At 60.8% G+C, this 20,484-nt stretch carries 16 protein-coding genes; 11 read left to right on the forward strand and 5 right to left on the reverse strand.

What is annotated here, in order from left to right; translation table 11 throughout:
• Positions 1-5: 5 nt before the first annotated feature.
• A complete protein-coding gene (locus tag JOE39_RS15855; RefSeq protein WP_016569050.1) occupies positions 6-1,271 on the reverse strand; it encodes a glutamate-5-semialdehyde dehydrogenase in 1,266 nt (421 codons plus the stop codon).
• 285 nt (positions 1,272-1,556) lie between these two features.
• Between JOE39_RS15855 and JOE39_RS15860 the strand changes: the two genes are divergently transcribed.
• From JOE39_RS15860 to JOE39_RS15870, 3 genes are all read left to right on the forward strand, one after another.
• Complete coding sequence (locus JOE39_RS15860; protein ID WP_024650513.1) at positions 1,557-2,228, forward strand: DNA-3-methyladenine glycosylase; 672 nt, start codon at positions 1,557-1,559, stop codon at positions 2,226-2,228.
• A gap of 3 nt (positions 2,229-2,231) precedes the next feature.
• On the forward strand, positions 2,232-3,548 hold the full coding sequence (locus JOE39_RS15865; RefSeq protein ID WP_003421077.1) for a bifunctional DedA family/phosphatase PAP2 family protein: 1,317 nt from the start codon (positions 2,232-2,234) through the stop codon (positions 3,546-3,548).
• Positions 3,549-3,685: 137 nt separating this feature from the next.
• Positions 3,686-5,722 carry a TadG family pilus assembly protein gene (locus JOE39_RS15870; RefSeq protein ID WP_210078571.1) on the forward strand — a complete coding sequence of 679 codons (2,037 nt, stop codon included), beginning with the start codon at positions 3,686-3,688 and terminating at the stop codon, positions 5,720-5,722.
• Here JOE39_RS15870 and JOE39_RS15875 read toward each other — a convergent pair.
• The gene (locus JOE39_RS15875; protein WP_210078570.1) at positions 5,719-8,499 is read right to left on the reverse strand and encodes a PAS domain-containing sensor histidine kinase; all 2,781 of its coding nucleotides are present in this window, start codon (positions 8,497-8,499) and stop codon (positions 5,719-5,721) included. The two genes, JOE39_RS15870 and JOE39_RS15875, sit on opposite strands and share 4 nt — an antisense overlap.
• Positions 8,489-8,944, reverse strand: a complete 456-nt coding sequence (locus tag JOE39_RS15880; protein ID WP_003313906.1) for a TadE/TadG family type IV pilus assembly protein — start codon at positions 8,942-8,944, stop codon at positions 8,489-8,491. The genes JOE39_RS15875 and JOE39_RS15880 overlap by 11 nt, the downstream gene beginning before the upstream one ends.
• A gap of 75 nt (positions 8,945-9,019) precedes the next feature.
• Between JOE39_RS15880 and JOE39_RS15885 the strand changes: the two genes are divergently transcribed.
• Both JOE39_RS15885 and JOE39_RS15890 read left to right on the forward strand, forming a co-directional pair.
• Positions 9,020-9,490 carry an A24 family peptidase gene (locus tag JOE39_RS15885; protein ID WP_210078674.1) on the forward strand — a complete coding sequence of 157 codons (471 nt, stop codon included), beginning with the start codon at positions 9,020-9,022 and terminating at the stop codon, positions 9,488-9,490.
• Positions 9,491-9,657: 167 nt separating this feature from the next.
• Positions 9,658-10,452 (forward strand): response regulator transcription factor, encoded by a 795-nt coding sequence (locus JOE39_RS15890; protein WP_161632647.1) that lies wholly within the window; start codon positions 9,658-9,660, stop codon positions 10,450-10,452.
• Positions 10,453-10,459: 7 nt separating this feature from the next.
• On the opposite strand, the gene JOE39_RS15895 is transcribed toward JOE39_RS15890, so the two are convergent.
• Positions 10,460-12,115 (reverse strand): PleD family two-component system response regulator, encoded by a 1,656-nt coding sequence (locus tag JOE39_RS15895; RefSeq protein WP_003391944.1) that lies wholly within the window; start codon positions 12,113-12,115, stop codon positions 10,460-10,462.
• 264 nt (positions 12,116-12,379) lie between these two features.
• On the opposite strand from JOE39_RS15895, the gene JOE39_RS15900 reads away from it, so the two are divergent.
• The 6 genes from JOE39_RS15900 to JOE39_RS15925 all read left to right on the forward strand — a co-directional run bounded on the left by JOE39_RS15900 (position 12,380) and on the right by JOE39_RS15925 (position 18,906).
• Positions 12,380-13,459 carry a DUF2333 family protein gene (locus JOE39_RS15900; protein ID WP_003313910.1) on the forward strand — a complete coding sequence of 360 codons (1,080 nt, stop codon included), beginning with the start codon at positions 12,380-12,382 and terminating at the stop codon, positions 13,457-13,459.
• Positions 13,459-14,004 carry an NUDIX hydrolase gene (locus JOE39_RS15905; protein ID WP_096116599.1) on the forward strand — a complete coding sequence of 182 codons (546 nt, stop codon included), beginning with the start codon at positions 13,459-13,461 and terminating at the stop codon, positions 14,002-14,004. The genes JOE39_RS15900 and JOE39_RS15905 overlap by 1 nt, the downstream gene beginning before the upstream one ends.
• Positions 14,005-14,192: 188 nt before the next feature.
• The gene (locus JOE39_RS15910) at positions 14,193-14,564 is read left to right on the forward strand and encodes a translation initiation factor Sui1 (RefSeq protein WP_003340951.1); all 372 of its coding nucleotides are present in this window, start codon (positions 14,193-14,195) and stop codon (positions 14,562-14,564) included.
• An 88-nt stretch (positions 14,565-14,652) separates the two neighbouring features.
• Entirely contained in the window at positions 14,653-16,566 is a 1,914-nt protein-coding gene (gene speA / locus JOE39_RS15915) for an arginine decarboxylase (protein WP_003340965.1), read from the forward strand.
• A gap of 229 nt (positions 16,567-16,795) precedes the next feature.
• On the forward strand, positions 16,796-17,920 hold the full coding sequence (locus tag JOE39_RS15920; RefSeq protein WP_096116600.1) for a contractile injection system protein, VgrG/Pvc8 family: 1,125 nt from the start codon (positions 16,796-16,798) through the stop codon (positions 17,918-17,920).
• 80 nt (positions 17,921-18,000) lie between these two features.
• A complete protein-coding gene (locus JOE39_RS15925; protein ID WP_210078569.1) occupies positions 18,001-18,906 on the forward strand; it encodes an alpha/beta hydrolase in 906 nt (301 codons plus the stop codon).
• Here the strand turns inward: JOE39_RS15925 and JOE39_RS15930 are convergent.
• Positions 18,900-20,240, reverse strand: coding sequence for an MATE family efflux transporter (locus tag JOE39_RS15930; protein ID WP_057445783.1), 1,341 nt, complete (start codon positions 20,238-20,240; stop codon positions 18,900-18,902). The two genes, JOE39_RS15925 and JOE39_RS15930, sit on opposite strands and share 7 nt — an antisense overlap.
• Positions 20,241-20,484: the final 244 nt, after the last annotated feature.

Raw genomic sequence — 20,484 nt, forward strand, 5'->3', positions numbered from 1 at the left:
TCAAGTCAGGCTTGTCCGCGCAATTGGCCGTCACCGATCACGATGTATTTCTCGCAAGTCAGCCCTTCAAGACCGACCGGACCGCGGGCGTGCAGCTTATCAGTAGAAATGCCGATCTCGGCACCCAGGCCGTATTCGAACCCGTCAGCGAAGCAGGTCGGCGCATTGACCATGACCGAGCTGGAATCGACCTCGGCCATGAACCGGCGCACCTGACTCTGGTGGTCCGACACGATGGCATCGCTGTGATGCGAGCCGTAATGGTTGATGTGCTCGATGGCTTCATCCAGCCCGGACACGACGCGAATAGACAGAATCGCGTCCAGGTACTCGGTGTGCCAGTCGTCCTCGGTGACCGGGATCACGTCGATCAGCTCACGGGTACGCTCGCAACCGCGCAACTCGACGCCCTTCTCGCGAAACTGCGCGGCCATCGACGGCAAAAAGTCGGCGGCAATGGTCTGATCGACCAGCAGGGTTTCCATCGCGCCGCAGATCCCGTAACGGTAGGTCTTGGCGTTGAAGGCGATCTTCTGCGCCTTGGCCAGATCGGCGTGGGCACTGACGTACACATGGCAGATGCCGTCCAGATGCTTGATGACCGGCACCCGTGCGTCGCGACTGACGCGCTCGATCAACCCCTTGCCGCCACGCGGAACGATGACGTCCACGTACTCGGGCATGGTGATCAGCGCGCCCACGGCTGCACGGTCGGTGGTTTCGACCACTTGCACGACAGCAGCGGGCAGACCGGCCTCGGCCAGGCCGCGCTCGATGCAGGCCGCGATGGCGCGATTGGAATGAATGGCTTCGGAACCACCGCGCAGGATGGTCGCGTTTCCGGACTTCAGACACAGACTGGCCGCATCGATGGTCACGTTCGGACGTGACTCGTAGATGATTCCGACAACACCCAGCGGCACGCGCATCTTGCCGACCTGAATACCTGACGGCCGATAGCTCATGTCGCGGATCGCACCGACCGGGTCTGCCAACGCTGCTACCTGACGCAACCCGACGATCATGCCGTCGATACGTGCGGGGGTCAGGGCCAGACGCTCGAGCATGGCCGGCTCAAGGCCGTTCGCCTGACCATTGGCCAGGTCCAGCGCATTGGCGGCAGACAGCTCGGCGCGAGCTTCGTCCAGAGCGGCAGCAGTGGCCTGCAGGGCGCGATTCTTCTGCGCAGTGCTGGCACGACCGATCACTCGCGAAGCTTCGCGGGCGGCGCGACCCAGGCGGGTCATGTAGTCAAGAACGGACTCAGTCATTGGTCTCAGAGGTCTTGGCAAAGAGGAAAGCGGCTGATTATAGCTGTCGTGCCGCCCGAACGACAGCGCAGACAGGCGGATGGTCGATATCAGTGCGCAGATTTTTCGTCACCGTGGCAGGCGTTGCCGGCGGCCATGCGCAGGCTGGCACCCTGCATGGGCATAACGGCTTGTCATGATTCGGTCACGTTCAGAAACAACAAAGCGCCTAATCCAGACACATTCAGCTGCAATTAAAGTTGCGCTTGTTATTATCGGGCTCTTTCTCAATGTACCCGCCCGATTATGCCCACAGCCCTCCCCGACCACTTCTTTCATCGCGATGCCCAGGTGCTGGCGCGCGCTCTGCTGGGCAAGGTCATCCGCCACAAGGTGGGCGACCTGTGGCTGGCCGCACGGATCATCGAAACCGAAGCGTACTACTGCGCCGAAAAGGGCAGCCATGCCTCGCTGGGCTATACCGAGAAACGCAAGGCGCTGTTTCTCGACGGTGGGCACATCTATATGTATTACGCACGCGGCGGCGATTCTTTGAATTTCAGCGCCGAGGGGCCGGGCAATGCCGTGCTGATCAAATCGGCGTTTCCCTGGACCGACGCAACCAGCGACGAAAACGCGCTGGCGCAGATGCAACTGAACAACCCCGACGCCAGCGGCGCGATGCGCCCGGCGCAACGGCTTTGCGCTGGCCAGACGCTGCTGTGCAAGGCGCTCGGCCTGAAAGTCCCGGTGTGGGACGCCAAGCGCTTCGACCCTGAAAAATTGCTGGTCGAGGACATCGGTCAGACACCCGAACGCATTATCCAGACCACCCGACTGGGCATTCCTGCCGGGCGCGATGAGCACTTGATGTATCGCTTCGTGGATGCCGGTTACGCCCGTTTCTGCACACGGAACCCTCTCAGACGCGGTCAGGTCGAAGGCCGCGACTACTTATTTCTCGATCAAGGAAACTGACCGATGGGCGATCTGCTCAATGGAATGACTGGCTGGCTGACCGCAAATCCTTCCTGGGTGGCTGTCGCGATCTTTTTGGTGGCCTTCATTGAATGCGTCGCGATCGTCGGGATCGTCGTGCCGGGCACGGTCATCATGTTTGCCATCGCCGCCCTGGCGGGCAGCGGCATACTGCCGTTGAGCGAAGTGCTGTTGCTGGGTTTTCTCGGCGGGCTGCTGGGTGACGCGGTGTCGTACTTCGTAGGCCGGCGCTTTCATCAGAATATTCGTCAATTGCCCGGCTTGCGCACGCACCCGGAGTGGATGGAAGGTGCGGAAAAATACTTCCACCGTTACGGCATTGCCAGTTTGCTGGTGGGACGCTTCATCGGCCCGTTGCGTCCGATGCTGCCGATGATCGCCGGCATGTGCGACATGCCGTTGCCGCGCTTCGTGGCAGTCAGCGTGCTGGCGGCGGCAGGCTGGTCGATTGCCTACCTGATGCCGGGCTGGGCGGCAGGCGCAGCGATTCGCCTGCCACTGCCGGAAGGCTTCTGGCCCGAGGCGGCCGTGGTTGGCGGCGGCCTGGCCGTCCTGTTCGGGCTGAGCATCCAGAGCAGTATTCGCCAGAAACGCTACGCAACCCGACTGATTTCCGCGCTCAGCCTGATGCTGGTCGCGGCGCTGTTCTTCGGCTTCCCCTTGCTGGCCGACTTCGACAACGGCCTGATGACGCTCATCCAGGAACACCGCAGCGAAGCCACGCAGAATATCGTGGTGTTCGTCACCAGCATCGGCGATTTCAGGGCGCAATTGCTGGCCGCCAGCCTGCTGATCATCGTACTGGCGGTTGCCAGGCAATGGCGCCACGCAGCCTTTGCTCTGACCGCCACACTGGGCACCGCAATCGCCAACGGCATCCTGAAAACATTTTTCGCCCGCGCTCGCCCGGAAGTGCTGTTAGAGCCGCTGACGACGTACAGCATGCCCAGCGGTCATAGCTCGGCAGCCTTTGCGCTGTTCATGACCCTGGGAGTGCTGGCCGGACGTGGCCAACCCGTACGGCTGCGCCTGACCTGGATGCTGGTCGCTGGTATTCCGGCTCTGGCAATCGCGCTGTCGAGGGTTTACCTGGGCGTTCACTGGCCTACCGATATTCTCGCCGGCATGCTTCTGGCGTTTTGCGTTTGCGCCGCCAGCCTGGCGTTCATTCAACGCAAGGCCCCCTTGCCGGCCATGTCGGTGCGCGTCTGGTGGCTCGTCGTGCCCGCCATGACCGCCTTGCTGGGTATCTTCGCCGTTCGTGCCCTGTCGCATGGCGTGCTGCGTTACCAGTATTGATCGACAGACCTGATCGCGCCCGCACAGGACGGGTGCGACACTTCTTAAATCTGGCACCTTGCCAGTGCTCTTTCGAGGCGTTGACTACACTCTTCAGGGACAAATGAGTGTGCGATGGCGTGATCGAAGGAGTGTTGATGTCTCCACTGGATGGTTATACGGCGATGCCCTCCCGGCAACGCGGCGCGATCGGCCTGATGGCGGCGCTGACCATGGGCCTGGCATTGCTGTGCACGCTGACCGTTATCGACAGCGGCAGGCTGTATCTGGAAAAGCGCTCGTTGCAGCGGGTTGCGGACATTGCCGCACTGGAAGCGGCGGGCCGTAGAGGCACGTGCAGCGGCACAGCCGCCTCGGCGCCCGATTTCGCTAATCAGAGCGCCACGCGCAACGGCTTCGTCCCGAATACCGATGGCCGCACCCTGGTGACTCGCTGCGGAACACTCACCGTGGACGTCGCAGGGCCTCGCGTATTTGTCGCCGACTCGACGCAGGCGCTGGCTATCCAGGTGGTCGCGGCTCATCCGGTGCCGCGCAGCATTGCAGCCGGCATTGGCGCACTGTTCGAAAAGACGCCTTCCCCACCCAATGTGACGATCAGCGCCACCGCCGTTGCCGCCAGTGCCGCGCCGCTGGCGGCGCTGACCATTCGCAGTGCGGGAGTCACTGTGGACAGCACCGGTGCCGCCCTCCTCAACCCGGTGGTCGGCAGCCTGCTGGGGGGTACGTTGAACCTGAGTGTTGCCAACTGGCAAGGCATCGCAGACACCAACCTGAGCCTGCTGAGCTACCTGAACAGGCTGAAAACCGACCTCAGCCTCACGGCGGTTGGTTACAACGATGTACTCAACACCTCGGTTTCGGTCAGTCAGCTACTGCAGAGCGCAATCAATGTCATCAGCCCCAACGCAACACTGGGCGGTGCCGCCGCCATTCAGGGCCTGCAAGCCTTGAAGCTGGCCTCTGGGGCGACCACAGTGCTTCTGGGTGATCTGCTGTCCGTGCAGAGCGGCGCGGACCTCGCCGCGCTGAATACCAATCTGCGCCTGATGGATCTGGTCCAGGGCATCGCGCAACTGGCCAACAAAAAGAGCGGCGTTCTGACCGCGACTCAGGTCAATATCGCCGGGCTCGCGCAGGTCACCACACGCATTCAGGTAATCGAGCCGCCTCAGCTGTCGGCAATCGGCGACCCGAGCAAGATCGACCCGCTCGACCCGCGAAACGGTGCAAATCGGATTTACGTGCGCACGGCACAAATGCGCGCACTGGTGTCGATCAACCTGCCGGTGCTCGGCACGATGACCTCGCTGGTCAATACCGCGGGTTCAGTGATTGGCAGCCTCACGCCGATCCTCAACAGCGCACTGAGCCTGAACCTCGCCGGGCTGGGGACCTCGGCCACCTGCGCGCTGGGACTCACCAGTTGCATGGTGACCGACTTCAAGTTTCTGACCTCCGACAGTTCGTCGAGCGCAGGCCCGAGAATCGACATGAGCCTGTCACTGGCCAGCGCCGACAGCTACGTCAGCGGTTTTACCTGCACCAGCAACGCCAGCAAAACCCTCAACGTCAAGACCGACGCAGCATTACTAAGCGCCAAGATCGGCTCGATCGACAGTTCGTCTGCCTTCCCCGCCAGCACTGATCCGGCGGCCATCACCGCCGTGCCGGTGCCAGTCATCGATATCGGCACCATGACCTGCCAGAAGGTCGCCGGGCTGCTGGGTAACTGCACCGCGCGCAAGCCTTTCGGGGGTGGCGGTATCGGCCTGACCTTCGACAACGTCAGCCAGTCGGCACTGGGCAGCTCGACGGTGACCAGCACGACGTTCAGCTCGCCCAACCTGCCGGAGATCAGCAGCGCCCCGTTTTACCTGATACGCGTTGCACACACCAAACCGAGCACCTTGCTCAACGGCACGGCTTCAAGCGTCAAAGTGAATGTATATAAACCGGCGACCAGCAATGTGCTGGGCAACATCATCACTGGCACTGCCGCCACACTGAACAGCCTGACCCTGGCGCTGGATGCGATTGTCGACGACACCCTGCCACGCTTGCTCACGTCGGTCGTCGACCCGCTTTTCGAATCACTGGGTGTGGGCATGGGGGCCACCGACGTCGGCACCAACCTGAGCTGCAATCTGGGTCAGGCGACGCTGGTGATTTAGCTACCGGTCTGATCGGCGTTGAAGATCGGCAGCTCGATCTGGAATCGAGCGCCCTCACCGACGTTGGCGACGCTGAGCTGGCCGCCCATCTGGTCGACAATGCCGTAACTGACGGACAAGCCCAGGCCAGTGCCGACACCTACCGGTTTAGTGGTGAAAAACGGCTCGAAAATGCGTTCCAGCAACCGCGGATCGATGCCCCCGCCGTTGTCCTGGACCGCCAGGCGGATAATATTTTCATCGCGCTCGGCCTCGACACTGATCCATGGCTCGAAATCCCGGTCCTTTTCCCGGCGCGACAACAAGGCATCACGGGCGTTGACCATCAGGTTTATCAGCACCTGCTCAAGCTGATCGACATGGCCGCGAACCCGAACCGCGTCGACCATCACGCCGACCCGCAGCTGCACGCCCTTGCCTTTCATGCCTTCAGCCAGCATCGAGATGGTGCCTTCGACCGCCCGAGCCGGATCGAACAACTGCTCTTCTACTTCAGAGCGGCGACCGAATACCCGCATGTGATCGACTACCCGGGCAGCGCGCTGCACCTGAGTGTCAATGCGATTGAGTTTTTCAGTGAGGTATTCGATGTCTACATCACCCCGGCCCAGACGCTTGAGAACGTTGACCACGGCCATGCGCATGACGTTGAGCGGCTGGTTGATCTCATGGGCCAGACCGGTGGACATCTCGCCAAGCGTTGCCATCTTCGCGCTCTGATTCAACTGCATGCGCGAGCGGCGTACATCAGTGTTGTCACGCCCCACCGCCTGCACTTCGACCAACGTGCCGTGCTCATCGAATACCCCTCGGTCGGCCCATATCCACCAGGCATACTCGCGGCCCGGCAGCTCGATACAGATTTCTTCGGTACTCACCGGTGCTTCCGGAGTCAGTTGGCCGATACGCTTGATGAACGCCTCGCGCTGCTCGTCCGACAGCCAGTCTCCCAGGTTGATCCCGGTCAGTTGCTCGGGTGTGCACTCCATATAGTTGGCCAGCGGCCGGTTGCCGAAACTCAACACCAGGTCCGGCGTGTAGCGGCAGATCATCGCCGGCGAATCTTCGACCAGAATGCGGTAACGCTCCTCGCTGCGCCGTATATGCTCTGCGGCCAGGGTGGCCTCGGTCACGTCCAGCCACAGCCCCACCGCCTCCACCGGCATGCCGAGGTCGTCACGCAGCAGTCGCGCCTCGTCCAGCAGCCAGTGGTATTGGCCGTTCCTGTTGCGCAACCTGAAACGGCGGCTGACGAAGCCTTCACGCAGCAGTTGCCGGTTACGCTCGAACCAGATGTCGTGGTCTTCGGGATGGATGTATCCCGCCAGTTGCCCATCGACGCAATCGGCCAGCGTCCAGCCCAGCAAAGGCGTCAGGCTGTCACTGAAAAAGGTTGGCTCCAGGTTGCCGTGGTCGTAACGCTGCACGTAAATCACGGCGGGCGAGCTGGCAATCAGGTTATCCAGCCGGGCATGCGCGGCGGCAGCCTCGGTTTCCTGATTCTTGATATCGCTGACGTCCAGCATGAACCCCAGCACACGCTGAACCTGGCCCCTGATCAATGCCTGCCCCTGGATACGAAACCAGAGGGTTTCCTGAGTGGGGTCATTTTGTGCAAGACGTACACAGAGCAACAGCGGCGTGCCTTTGTCGCGCAACTGCGCGAGACGACTGGACAGCTCCTGTCGATCGGCGGGATGAATCAGTGCCAGCCAGTCCTGACGCGACAGGCTCTCGACCCGGTCGCCCAGACGCAGACTGCGAGCCAGCTGCGGTGCCAGCAGAACCTCGTCACGATCCGGCAGCAATTCCCACCAACCGGTGCCCAGCAGGTCCTGAAGCACCGCCAAGCGTTCGACATGGTGACGGTTATGTTGCTCGGACATTCGAAAAAGAACCGGCCCGGCCAAGGCTGAGCAGAGGTTAAGCCACTCGCGCTCGCCAAGGTCCGGAGCCTGCTGCTGCGCGTTATAAAATCCGAACATCAGCCAGGCCTTGGCAACGTTATCGCGGCTGTGGGGGATCAGAAAACCGTCAGCGTTACCGAAAGCACTTTGCAGCGCGCCCTCATCGACAGTGCCGCCAAACCTAAGTTGCTGTGTAGCGTCGACGTTGAATCGATCCAGCGCAGTGCCCAGCCGCTGCCCGACCTGCCACAACTCGGGCGCCGTATGCGCGCTGTACTGACAATAAACACGCCAGCCGACACCGCCGGCCTCCGGTAACACCAGCGCCACACAGGGGATGCGCCACAGCTGCGCGAGCTCCTCCAGTTGCTCGCTCACCACCGTAGTCAGGCGTTCGACGTTGCACGCTCGCACACGCTCAGCCATCTGCCCGGCAAACCGCAGGCACTGCTGGCGGCTCCGCGCGGCACTGGCCTCCTCCATCAGGTCGCTGATATCCAGCAATTGCAAGAGCCAGCCCTTGCCATGCGCCTGCACCCAGCCTCTGGCGTGCAAGGTGTGTGCATCGTCCCCTTTGAAGTCCAGGTCGAGCATGTGCCCCAGCCAGTCACGCGGCACCCCTTCAATGACCAGTGCACTGTTGGGCAGCAGCAGACTCATCAAACGCTGAGCCGCCGGCAGTGGCGCAGCGACGTCCAGCCGGGCGAGCAAGTGCGGGCTGATGCTTTGTATACGGCCTTCGTCATCCAGCAGCAGATAGAGATCCGCACCGATCGGACCGGGCTCGCTCGATACAGGCAAGGGCTGCGGCACCTGCGTTGCTTCACCACGGCCCAGCCAACGGCTCAAACGATTCTTTTCAAGGGACAAGTTGCAGACTCGCTTGTGCAGTCAGGTTGTTCGGCAAGCGTGGAACCTCGCCAATGCCTGGAAGAGTCAACAAGGGCAGTACCTGAGCCAGTCGGGTCTTGGGGTACTGGATGGTTACGGTCAGAATGCCTGCGCTATAGGTCACGCTGGTATGGTTGATATTGAATCCCAGCGCAGGGGGTATCCACGACAACTGGTTCATGACCACACTCTGAGCCTGACTCTTTAACAAATCGTTATAGCCGGTAACTGTTGGACTGAGGGCCACACTTCTGCGCACCGCTTCACTGGCGGCGGCATTGAATGACTGGACCATGAGCAACGGCAGGCTATAACTCACCATGCCGTAGAACACCGCAAAGAAAATAACGAACACCGCAGAGAATTCAATAGCGGCGGCCCCCTGTTGACGACGGGGCAAGGTATGTTGCAGAACAGTTTTCATATCGACGTCTACCCTGACATGTAGTGCATCAACACAGCATAGATTCTTTCCCGATAACAGGATGTCTTCGGCGTGATGAAATTATTTTTCCTGTTGATATGGTTTGCAATTTGCGCCGAACAGGATGCGCGTTGCAAGCAGATTTCCAACGGGCTGACACTCGGCGCCGCAGCGCTGGCTATTATCTACCTGGCTTTGACCGGTATGACCTGGCTCGGCTCGCCTGCGCGGGAGGCCTTGCTGGCCGTGACCTTGGCATTGGCGCTGACATTGCCAGGCTATGCACTCGGCAAGTTGGGTGCCGGAGACGTCAAACTGATGACGGCGTTGGCGCTGGCCTCGAACAGTGCCTATCTACTGTGTACGTTTATTGGCGCCGGGGTTGCTATGGCGACCTGGCTTATCGTCGCAAAGCGTGCCTGGCCTTCGACACAGCAATGGGTTACACAACGTTATCGGTATATGAACCCCACGGCGCCAGATAAATATCCTTTTTCACCTTTCTTGTTCGCAGGCTTACTCCTGAGCACGGCACTGCTCCACTAGTCGACTAACGCTGCGGGAAAATTTTATTGCTATGTACATAGTCAGAAAGTACGACTACGGTTAAGTCATCGCGATGGCGTACTGTCATCAATACCCGCACTGATCGAATAACGCCGAGTCATGTTTTGCTGAATGGATCGGGGCGCCGTCAACGGCCCCCTAACAGCATGGAGTTGCCTGTGGATAACGACCCGCTCACGAAAGTTCTGGTGGTCGATGACCAGCCCCTTATCGTTGAAGAACTCTGCGAGTTTCTGGAAAGCAGCGGCTATGAGTGTGTGCGTTGCCACTCAAGCCTTGAGGCCATCGAGCGTTTCAGCGCCGACAGCACCATCGGCATCGTACTCTGTGACCTGGAAATGCCCGGCATGAACGGCATCGAGATGGTCGAAGCGATGAAGATGACTGGCGGTAAGACGCACCTGTTCGAGGCCATCATGCTGACCGGCCAGGCCGAGAAGAAAGACGTCATCAAGGCGCTTCGGGCCGGCATCGCCGATTACTACCAGAAGCCGGTTGATCTGGAAGAATTGCTCGAAGGTGTGCAGTTGCAAGTACAAGCCCTGCACGAGCGGCAGAAAAACCGTCAGCAACTGGGCCTGCTCAACGAGAAGCTCCAGTTCCTGGCCGCCTCCATCGACGACCTTTACAAGAATCTGGACAGCGTCCAGAACAACCCCCAACCCGCGCGCAAAGCGCGTGACCGCCAGGAACGTGATGGGCAGATGCCGGTGGCACTGGCCAAGTTGTCACCTCGCCAACTGGACGTGGCTCGCCTGGTCAGTACCGGGCTGACCAATTACCAGATCGCCTGCGAACTGGGCATAACTGAAAACACTGTAAAACTCTATGTGTCGCAAGTACTGCGCCTGACGCACATGCACAACCGCACACAACTGGCGCTGGCATTTTCACCGGGCAAATCGGCGGAGCGGCACAGACAGATCGAAAGCCAGGACTGAGCAGGAATCAGGCTTCGATTTCGGTCCGCACGACGTGATAAGGCACGTCGACCAGCACCGAGTGCACGCGATTGCGGCCCGCATGCTTGGCGCAATACAACGCAGTATCCGCCTGCGAGGCAAGGCTCAGGCTGTCGTCATGGGCACCGAGGGCAACCACGCCGGCGCTGAAGGTGCAGAACAGATCGGCGGGCTGCGCCGGATAATGGATCTCTGCAAAACGATGGCGAATGTCATCCAGTACCCCGTGGGCGCTCTGGATATCAGTGTCCGGCATGACAATAGCGAATTCTTCACCACCGTAACGACCGATGAAGTCGGTTTTGCGCAGGCGTTGTTTGAGAAACAGCGCAAGGCTCTTGATCACACGGTCCCCCATCGGGTGCCCGTGGCTGTCGTTGACTCTCTTGAAGTGGTCGATATCGAGCATGGCAAAGCACAGCGGCTTGCCTTCACGTCGCGAACGAAAGCTGCAATCTTCCAGCAGTTGCAAAATATGCGTGTGATTGTAAAGCCCGGTCAGGCTGTCACGGACCATGCGCGCCTTGAGGTTTCGCGCCCTGGCAGCGCGGTTGCGCACGGTGGTGATTAGGTGACGGGGTTTGATCGGCTTGGTCAGGAAGTCGTCGCCGCCTTCGCTCATGGCATCGAGCTGCTTGTCCTGATCGTCTTCGGCCGACAGATAAATGATCGGCACGCTGACGTAACGGTCGTTATGGCGGATGACCTTGGCCAGCTCAGTGCCGGTACAGCCCGGCATGTACATATCGAGGATGATCAGGTCAGGCTGAAACTCGGCCAGTTCGGACATCGCCTGAATCGGATCAAGCAACACCCGCGTCACGATTCCGGCAGCGTTCAGAACACGCTCGGTGTGCAGCGCCTGCGCACGCGAGTCGTCGATGATCAGCACTTTATAAGGCTCGTATTGAGCCACGCAGGTCAGGACTTCTATCTTTTCCAGCAGACTCGACGCTTCCAGCGCGCCGGTCAGAAACTCTTCGCCACCGGCCCTGACCGCGGCCAGGCGGGTGGGCGTATCGGTTTCATTGACACTGAAAAACAGCAGCGGAAGCTTCTGCTCCAGCCCTTCCTGAGCTTGGGAGGCCAGTTCAAGCCCCTTGCCGGGTCCGCTGAAATCGACGTCCATGACAATCGCTGCCGGGTGCCGCTGTGCCATTGCCCGCTGAAACTCGGCGACATTGTGCAGCGACAGCGCTGCCAGACCGAAGAACTCCAGCTGCTTGGCCAGGCGCTCGGCCCGCTCGTGATCCTGAAGCACTATATAGACGGGCTTGCGCAACGGTGGCAGCGCCGTTTGCTCGAAACGATCGCCATGGCGCAGCCCGGTTCGGGAAAGGCGCTGCATCAGGCGATTGAGATCGGTGATGACACGGCTGTTGAGACGACCGCGATTGGCTTCCACCACATCCAGGGCCTGACTGATCTCCTGTGCCAGAGCGCTGTGTTCAACCTGCTCGAAGCGCTCGGCAAAGCGCGAAAGACGCTGCGTGGACTCCTTGAGCTCGGCCATATCGCCGACCGACCATTCGGCCTTCTGCAGACGTTGCCACGTCTCTAGAATCTGGCGCGCCTGGTGAATGACCCGCTGGGCAAAGTGGTGCTTCAGGCGATCTCGGCTAGGGTCTTCAGGGTAGGTCATATTCAGACTACTGTGGTTTTGCTGAGCGATACGGCTGATGGCGCTATGCTAGCACCTCCGTTACAACAGAACAGCGTCGTAAGTCACTTATTTGACAACATTTTGATGGCGCATAGCCAGTATGCAAAATCAATCGATGCATAGACTGCGCCTATGATCGTTACAGTTCAAATCTCAAGATAATGTCTGTCAACCGCACCTTGAGGTAAGGTTGCGGTCGAACGCCTCGTGAAGCATTCAACTCAAGATCGAAAGGACCCTACCATGCTGGATTGGAAGAACCGCGCAGGCAGCGCGGGTGCGCGCACCGCAGACACTTCATCGACCAAACGCCGCGGTTACCTGGGTAACCTGTTCTACAGTCGCGCGCTGGGCGCCCTGATCTTGATCTACCTGCTCGTCGCACTGGCAGTCGGCTGGTACTGGAGCAAGGAGCCTGCCCTGTTCCCGGTGCAACAGAATGCGCAAGCCGCCGCCGAGCGCGAAGGCAAACAGATGGTCATCGGCTACACGACGGTTGAAACACTCAAGACCGTAGCAGGCACGTTGCTTAGCAAGCCCGGTGGCTACCTGTCCAACGACCGCATGCCACCAGGCCTGTGGCTGGACAACATCCCGAGCTGGGAATACGGCGTGCTGGTTCAGGTGCGTGACCTGAGTCGTGCGCTGCGCAAAGACTTCGCCCGCTCCCAGTCGCAATCGGCTGAAGACGGCGATCTGGCGCGTGCCGAGCCGTTGTTCAACTTCAACAATCGCAGCTGGTTGCTGCCTTCCAGCGAGTCGCAGTACGCCGAGGGGATCAACTCCCTGAGCCGCTACCAGGCACGCCTGTCCGATCCCAACCAGAAAGGCGCGCTGTTTTACGCCCGCGCCGACAACCTGAACAACTGGCTGGGCGATGTCGGCACCCGCTTGGGTTCGCTGTCGCAACGCCTGTCGGCCAGCGTTGGCCGGGTCAAACTCAACAGCACGCTGAAAACCGAAGCCGCTGTGTCGGTCAAGCCCGGTGAAGTGCCGCAGGTCGATGAGGAAATCGTCGAAACGCCATGGCTGGAAATCGACAACGTGTTCTACGAAGCACGTGGTCAGGCTTGGGCGCTGTCGCACCTGCTGCGCGCCATCGAGGTTGATTTTGCCGATGTACTGGCGAAGAAGAACGCGACGGTCAGCGTGCGCCAGATCATTCGTGAGCTGGAAGCCTCGCAAGAGCCGATGTGGAGCCCGATGATTCTCAACGGCAGCCCGTTCGGCGTATTCGCCAACCACTCGCTGGTCATGGCCAACTACATCTCGCGTGCCAACGCCGCAGTCATTGACTTGCGCCAACTGCTGAATCAGGGCTGATGTCCATACCTGCCAACGAGGCCGCACATCGCGCCGCCTCGGATGCCGAGCAGATCGCCTGGGTCGACGAACAGGATCGACTGCTCGGTTCGCTGGTCCGCGCCGATTTGCGTGAACGCGGGCTGATCGGACGTGGCACTTATATTCTGCTGTTCAACAGCCAGGGTGAGCTGTGTGTGCATCGACGCACCTTGAGCAAAGCTATTTATCCCGGCTACTGGGATGTAGCCGCAGGCGGCATGGTCCAGGCGGATGAAAGCTATGCGGCCTCTGCCGCGCGAGAACTGGAAGAAGAGCTGGGGGTCAGTGGCGTGCCGCTGCAGGCCCACGAACAGTTTTTCTTCGATCAGCCGGGCAACCGGCTCTGGTGTGCAGTGTTTTCAGCCGTGTGGGACGGACCGTTGAAACTGCAACCTGAAGAGGTCCTGGAGGCGCGCTTCATGCCCATCGCCGAAGTGCTGCAAGAGGCTGAGCACAATCCCTGGTGCCCTGACTCCCTGGCGGCGCTGAAACGCTACCTCAAACAGATAGAGAACGAGCAGTAAGCGAGTGTTCAGAAATTGGCGCATCCAGCCCCTTAGCAACCGGCCGGTTTGCCGTTACACTGCGCGACCTTTTCAAACTGGACCGGCCCTGCCGTTCCAGTAGCGCTGCCCCTGCCAGAGTGGGGCTTCGCGGTCGATGGCTCGTACGAGCCCGACCCATCTTCAGTCCTCAACAAGAGGATGTTTGCGTGGCTAAAAAAGCCGCTTCTCTCGCCGCCCTGGGTGGCCTGGTATTTTCAACCGACGCTGGGCGCCACTGCCCCGATTGTCGTCAACCCGTTGCCGAGTGCACCTGCAAACAGACGGCCATCCCCGAAGGGGACGGCATTGCCCGTGTACGTCGCGAAAGCAAGGGCCGGGGCGGCAAGACCGTCACCACCATCAGCGGCGTCCCGCTGGCCGAAGAACCGCTCAAAGAGCTGGCCAAGGCCCTCAAGCAGCGCTGCGGCACCGGCGGATCGCTCAAGGAAGGCGTGATCGAGATTCAGGGTGATCACGTAGAACTGCTGGTGGCAGAGCTGATCAAAAAAGGCTTCAAGGCTAAAAAGTCCGGCGGCTGAACCCGCGAATCAAATCGTCATTTCCACTCATTACAATGCGCCCAGCTGGCTACTGGCTGGCGCTACGACTTCTTTATAGGGGACTTCGATGTCCGTACGACGCACACGCAAAGACGATGGCAGCCAATGGACCGTTGCGGACAGCCGCAGCGTTTATGGCATTCGCCATTGGGGCGCGGGTTATTTTGCAATCAACGAAGCGGGACGCGTTGAAGTCCGTCCCAACGGGCCGGACAGCTCGCCCATCGATCTTTACGAACAGGTCGACAACCTGCGCAAGAGCGGCCTGTCGCTGCCGCTGCTGGTGCGCTTCCCCGACATCCTGCAGGACCGCGTGCGCCAGCTGACCGGCGCGTTCGACAGCAACATCGCGCGCCTGGAATACCAGAGCCAATACACCGCGCTGTATCCGATCAAGGTCAACCAGCAGGAAGCGGTGGTGGAAAACATCATCGCCACGCAGAACGTCTCCATCGGCCTGGAAGCGGGCTCCAAGCCTGAACTGATGGCCGTGCTGGCACTGGCGCCCAAAGGCGGCACCATCGTCTGCAACGGTTACAAGGACCGTGAGTTCATCCGTCTGGCGCTGATGGGCCAGAAGCTGGGCCATAACGTGTTCATCGTCATCGAGAAAGAGTCCGAAGTCGAACTGGTGATCGAAGAAGCCGCTGAGCTGAAAGTCGCCCCCCAGGTCGGTCTGCGCGTGCGCCTGTCTTCCCTGGCGTCGAGCAAATGGGCGGATACCGGTGGCGAGAAATCCAAGTTCGGCCTGTCGGCTGCGCAATTGCTGTCGGTGGTCGAGCGTTTCCGCAAGGCCGGCCTGGATCAGGGCATCCGCCTGCTGCACTTCCACATGGGCTCGCAGATCGCCAACCTGGCCGACTATCAGCACGGTTTCAAGGAAGCGATCCGTTACTACGGCGAGCTGCGCAAGCTTGGCCTGCCGGTGGATTACATCGATGTGGGGGGTGGTCTGGGTGTCGATTACGACGGCACGCACTCGCGCAACGCCAGCTCCATCAACTATGACATGGACGACTACGCTGGCGTAGTGGTCGGCATGCTCAAGGAATTCTGCGACGCGCAAAGCCTGCCGCACCCGCATATCTTCTCGGAGAGCGGCCGCTCGCTGACCGCCCACCACGCCATGCTGGTGGTGCAGGTGACCGACGTCGAAAAACACAATGACGAAGTCCCGGAAATCGCCGACAAGGCCAGCCTGCCGGAAACCGTGCAATGGCTGGTCGACCTGCTCGGCCCGACCGACATCGAGATGGTCACCGAAACCTACTGGCGCGCCACGCACTACATGAGCGACATCGCCGCCCAGTACGCCGATGGCAAGATCAGCCTGTCGGAAAAGGCACTGGGCGAGCAATGCTACTTCGCCGTCTGCCGCCGCCTGTACAACTCGCTGAAAGCCCGTCAACGCTCCCATCGTCAGGTGCTGGACGAGCTCAACGACAAGCTGGCCGACAAGTACATCTGCAACTTCTCGGTGTTCCAGAGCCTGCCAGACACCTGGGCCATTGGCCAGGTACTGCCGATTCTGCCCCTGCACCGCCTGAATGAAGAGCCGGTGCGCCGCGCCGTGCTTCAGGACCTGACCTGCGATTCGGACGGCAAGATCAAGCAGTACGTCGATGAGCAGAGCATCGAGACCAGCATGCCGGTGCATTCGCTGAACGAAGGCGAAGACTACCTGCTGGGGATCTTCCTGGTGGGTGCCTACCAGGAAATTCTCGGCGACATGCACAACCTGTTCGGTGATACCGACTCGGTGAACATCTACCAGAACCCGGATGGCAGCGTTTACCACGCCGGCATCGAAACCCACGACACCATCGAAGACATGCTGCGCTACGTGCACCTGTCGCCGGAAGAACTGATGACCCATTACCGGGACAAGGTCGCCAGCGCCAAGATCACCCCACGCGAGCGCACCTACTTCCTCGATGCCTTGCGCCTGGGACTGACCCGCTCGTCGTACCTGTCGTCCTGATCCTTGCGCGGAGCCAACTCTGACTGCTTATCGTGCCAATGCTCCGCATTGGCATGAGAGGCGTCCGTAACCATCGCCGCCCATGCTCCGTGCTCATACAACCCACCCACTCGACGTAATCCCCCACCAACACTTGCTGTAGGCAACGTCCTGTTCTACCTGCAGACCTCTACCCTGCCCGGCTTCTGCGCGAGAATACGCGGTCGCATTCCCGGTAGAGAAGCCCTCCATGCCCGACCCCGACAGCGCGCCGTTCTTTTATCTGGAGATTGCCCGCCTGCAGCGCCGTTTCACCGTCTTATCGTTCAGCGCAACCGAAGCGATCAGCCAGCCGTATGCCATCGAGCTGGAAATCCTCGGCGACGGCTTCGATCTGGACCTGACCAGCCTGATGTACAAGCCTGCCTGGCTGAGCTGCGGTGGCGAGCAGGGTTTTCCGGGGCAGAGTTTTCAAGGACAAGGCTTTCACGGTCAGATCCACGGCGCGACCCGCAAGCACTACCACCCCGGCCCGGCCTGTTACACGCTGCTGATGGGGCCTCGACTGGCCTGCCTCGGACTGCGTCAGCACTCACGTATCTTTCAGCACATGACTGCCACGCAGATCATCGCCCAGGTGCTGGAAGAACATGGTTTGAAGAACGCCTTCCGCTTTGACCTGCAGACAGAATGCATAGAGCGCGAAAGCTGCGTGCAGTATCAGGAATCCGACCTGCAACTGGTCCAGCGGCTGTGTGCAGCAGAAGGCATTCACTACCATTTCGTCCACTCGCGTCGCCGCCACCTGCTGGTATTTGGCGCCAGCCCTTGGGAGACCGGGTTCACAGCACCTGCCCCGGCACTGCGCCCTGCCATCGCGCCACTGCAGCGTGGCTGGATCATCGGCAGCGACGGCGAACCGGCAAGGACCGATGCGTCAGGTCGGGTGCACGTGCGCCTCGAATGGGACTGGCAACGTCCGGAGGGCCCCGACGCGGGCTGTTGGCTGCATCTGGCTGCGGGGCTGGATGTTGAGTGTCGGGGTGGCATGGCAGTGATAGTGAGCTTTTGCGCAGACGACAAACGCCCGCCGCAGATCACCGGCTGCCTGTCAGCGCTGGCAGACGATGGCGGCCACAGATGTGATCAGGCACCTGCCGATAACGTCGAGATGCACCTCGACTGGCAGCTGATCACCGGGCCAGACCGGCAACTGCAACTGGCGGACGGGACCCGCGTAGAACTGGCTGAAGGCAGCACACTGACCGTCGATGCCGGGGCAAGCACGGTACAGATCGATGACAGCGGTCTTACGCTGAGCAGCCCGCGCATCAGCTTCGCCAGCCCACCAAGTGATCCGCACGCCACTGAATGACGTAGCAGCAACTGTGCGGCACTGGGACGAAGCGTGACGGTCTCAGGCATATCCGACTTACCTTCCAGAGCCCCTCCGCTATGATCCGAGTGATTTTCCTGACACTGATGACCGGTGCCGTACTGGCAGCCTTGTCCGGCTGCTCGCCTTTGAAGCTGCTCAATACGTTGAACCCCAGTGGCCCTGTCGATCATGTCTACAATCTGGCTTACGGGCCAGATCCACGCAATACGCTGGATGTCTACACGCCCAAGGCAAAACCGGCCAAGGCACCGGTCGTGGTGTTTTTCTATGGTGGCAGCTGGAACAGCGGCTCGAAGGCCAATTACGCGTTCGTCGGCGAAGCGCTGGCCGCACGAGGCATGGTGGTGGTTATCGCCGACTACAGGCTGTATCCACAGGTACGTTACCCAAGCTTTCTGGAAGACTCGGCCAAGGCGCTGGCCTGGGCGCACAAGCATGCGAACACCTACGGTGGCGATCCGAGCCGCCTGTACGTGATGGGCCACAGCGCGGGTGCCTACAACGCCGCAATGCTCGCGCTCGACCCGCGCTGGCTGGCTCGCGAAGGGTTGTCGCCCTCCATCCTCAGCGGCTGGATCGGGTTGGCCGGGCCTTACGACTTCCTGCCCATCGAGAACCCGGACGTGAAGCCGGTGTTCTTCTTCCCCAATTCACCGCCCGACTCGCAACCCATCAATCACGTCACGTCCAGCGCACCACCGGCATTGCTGATGGCCTCGAACACCGACTCACTGGTCAACCCCAAGCGCAACACGGGCGGCCTGGCCAGGTCGTTGCGGGAAGCCGGCGTGCCGGTGCGCGACCTGTACTTCTCGCGCACCAACCACGGCACGCTGGTCGGCGCATTCGCCAAATTGCTAAGCGGTCTGGCACCAGTGGTCGACGAGGTGGACATTTTCGTCAAGCACACGCCGCAAACGGCGTCTGAAAAGAACGCAGCAACCGGGTCGAAAGCTCAGTGAACGAACCAGCCGTCACTGCGTGTCAGCCGCCAGGCAATGGTCCCCAGACTAAGGCCGCGCAGCAGGGTAAAGGCCAGGAACGTCAGCCATAGGGCGTGGTTGCCGTGGCTGGAAGCCAGATAGGCCAGCGGCGCGATGCACGCTGCGCTGAAGAGCATCGCGTTACGCATTTCCCGCGCACGCGTGGCACCGATGAACAGGCCGTCCAGCAAATAGCTCCAGACGGCCAGCAACGGCATCAGCGCGAGATACGGCAGATACATCATCGCGGTGGCGCGCACTTCCGGAATATCGGTCTGCAGGCTGACGAAGCCATGCCCAGCCACCAGAAAGAACAGCGCGAACACTACGCTGGAAATCAGTGACCAGCCCCCAGCGACCACCAGGGAGCGGCGCAACGTATCCCGGTCCCGCGCGCCGATGGCATGCCCGCACAGCGCTTCGACCGCATGCGCCAGCCCATCCAGAGCATGGGCAGTCAACAGCAGGCCATTGAGCAGCAAGGCATTAGCGGCGACCGTCGCATCCCCCAGGCGAGCGCCCTGCACGGTGATCAGGAACATCACCGATTGCAGCGCCAGCGTGCGCAGAAAGATGTCCCGGTTGACTGCCAGCAAGGGCCGCCAGTTGCTCCATAGCCGCAAGGCCGACCAGACGATCCGCCCAGGCCAGGCGCGCAAGGTGTTGCGCGCCAGCAGCAGACCGAGCACCACGCCCGTCCACTCCGCGAGTACCGAAGCACGTGCAGAGCCGACCACGCCCCAGTCCAGCCCCATGACGAACCACAGATTGAGCACGATGTTGACGGCATTGGTCACCAGCAAAATCGCCAGTGGCGCCCGAGCGTTCTGTGCGCCCAGAAACCAGCCGACCAACGCATAACTGGCCAGCGCCGCAGGCAGGCCGAACAGTCGGGTATGGAAGAAATCCAGGGTCATTTGCTGCAGATCGGCAGACGGCTGCATCATCGTCAGCGCCAGATGGCTGAACGGCAAGGCGATCACACCCAGCAGCAACGCCAACCCGACAGCCAGCAGCAGCCCCTGCAAGAGAATCCGTCGCAACGCAGCGCTGTCACTGCGCCCTGCCGCCTGCGCGGCAAAACCGGTAGTGCCCATGCGCAGAAAGCCCATGGCCCAGGCGAGAAAGGTATACAGCGTGGCGCCCACCGCCACGGCGCCCAGTTGATGGGCGTGGGGCAAATGACCGATCACCGCGCTGTCGACCAGCGCCACCAACGGCACGGAAATATTCGACAGAATCATCGGCGTCGCCAGCGCCCAGACGCGACGATGGGTTGAGCGATGACGCCAGTCAGTGAGCAACGTAGACATGAGAACCCCCGGCAAGGCGGGCATTGTAGCCAGATCAAACGCAGGGTGTCCCAGCGTTTCGATACGTCCGGAAACGGTACTCATGCCTCGAAAGCGGCGGCGTTATCGTTGCGCACGCTCCAGTGGGAATGCATTTCGTGAAGCTCGGCGTCACCCGCTGCATGCCAACGCGCAATGGCACGGATAGTCAGTCCGTTCGATATGTGACCTTACTGGTCAATCTGACAGTAATACTTGTCATCAC

Source organism: Pseudomonas sp. PvP100 (assembly GCF_017833055.1).
GTDB lineage: Bacteria > Pseudomonadota > Gammaproteobacteria > Pseudomonadales > Pseudomonadaceae > Aquipseudomonas > Aquipseudomonas syringae.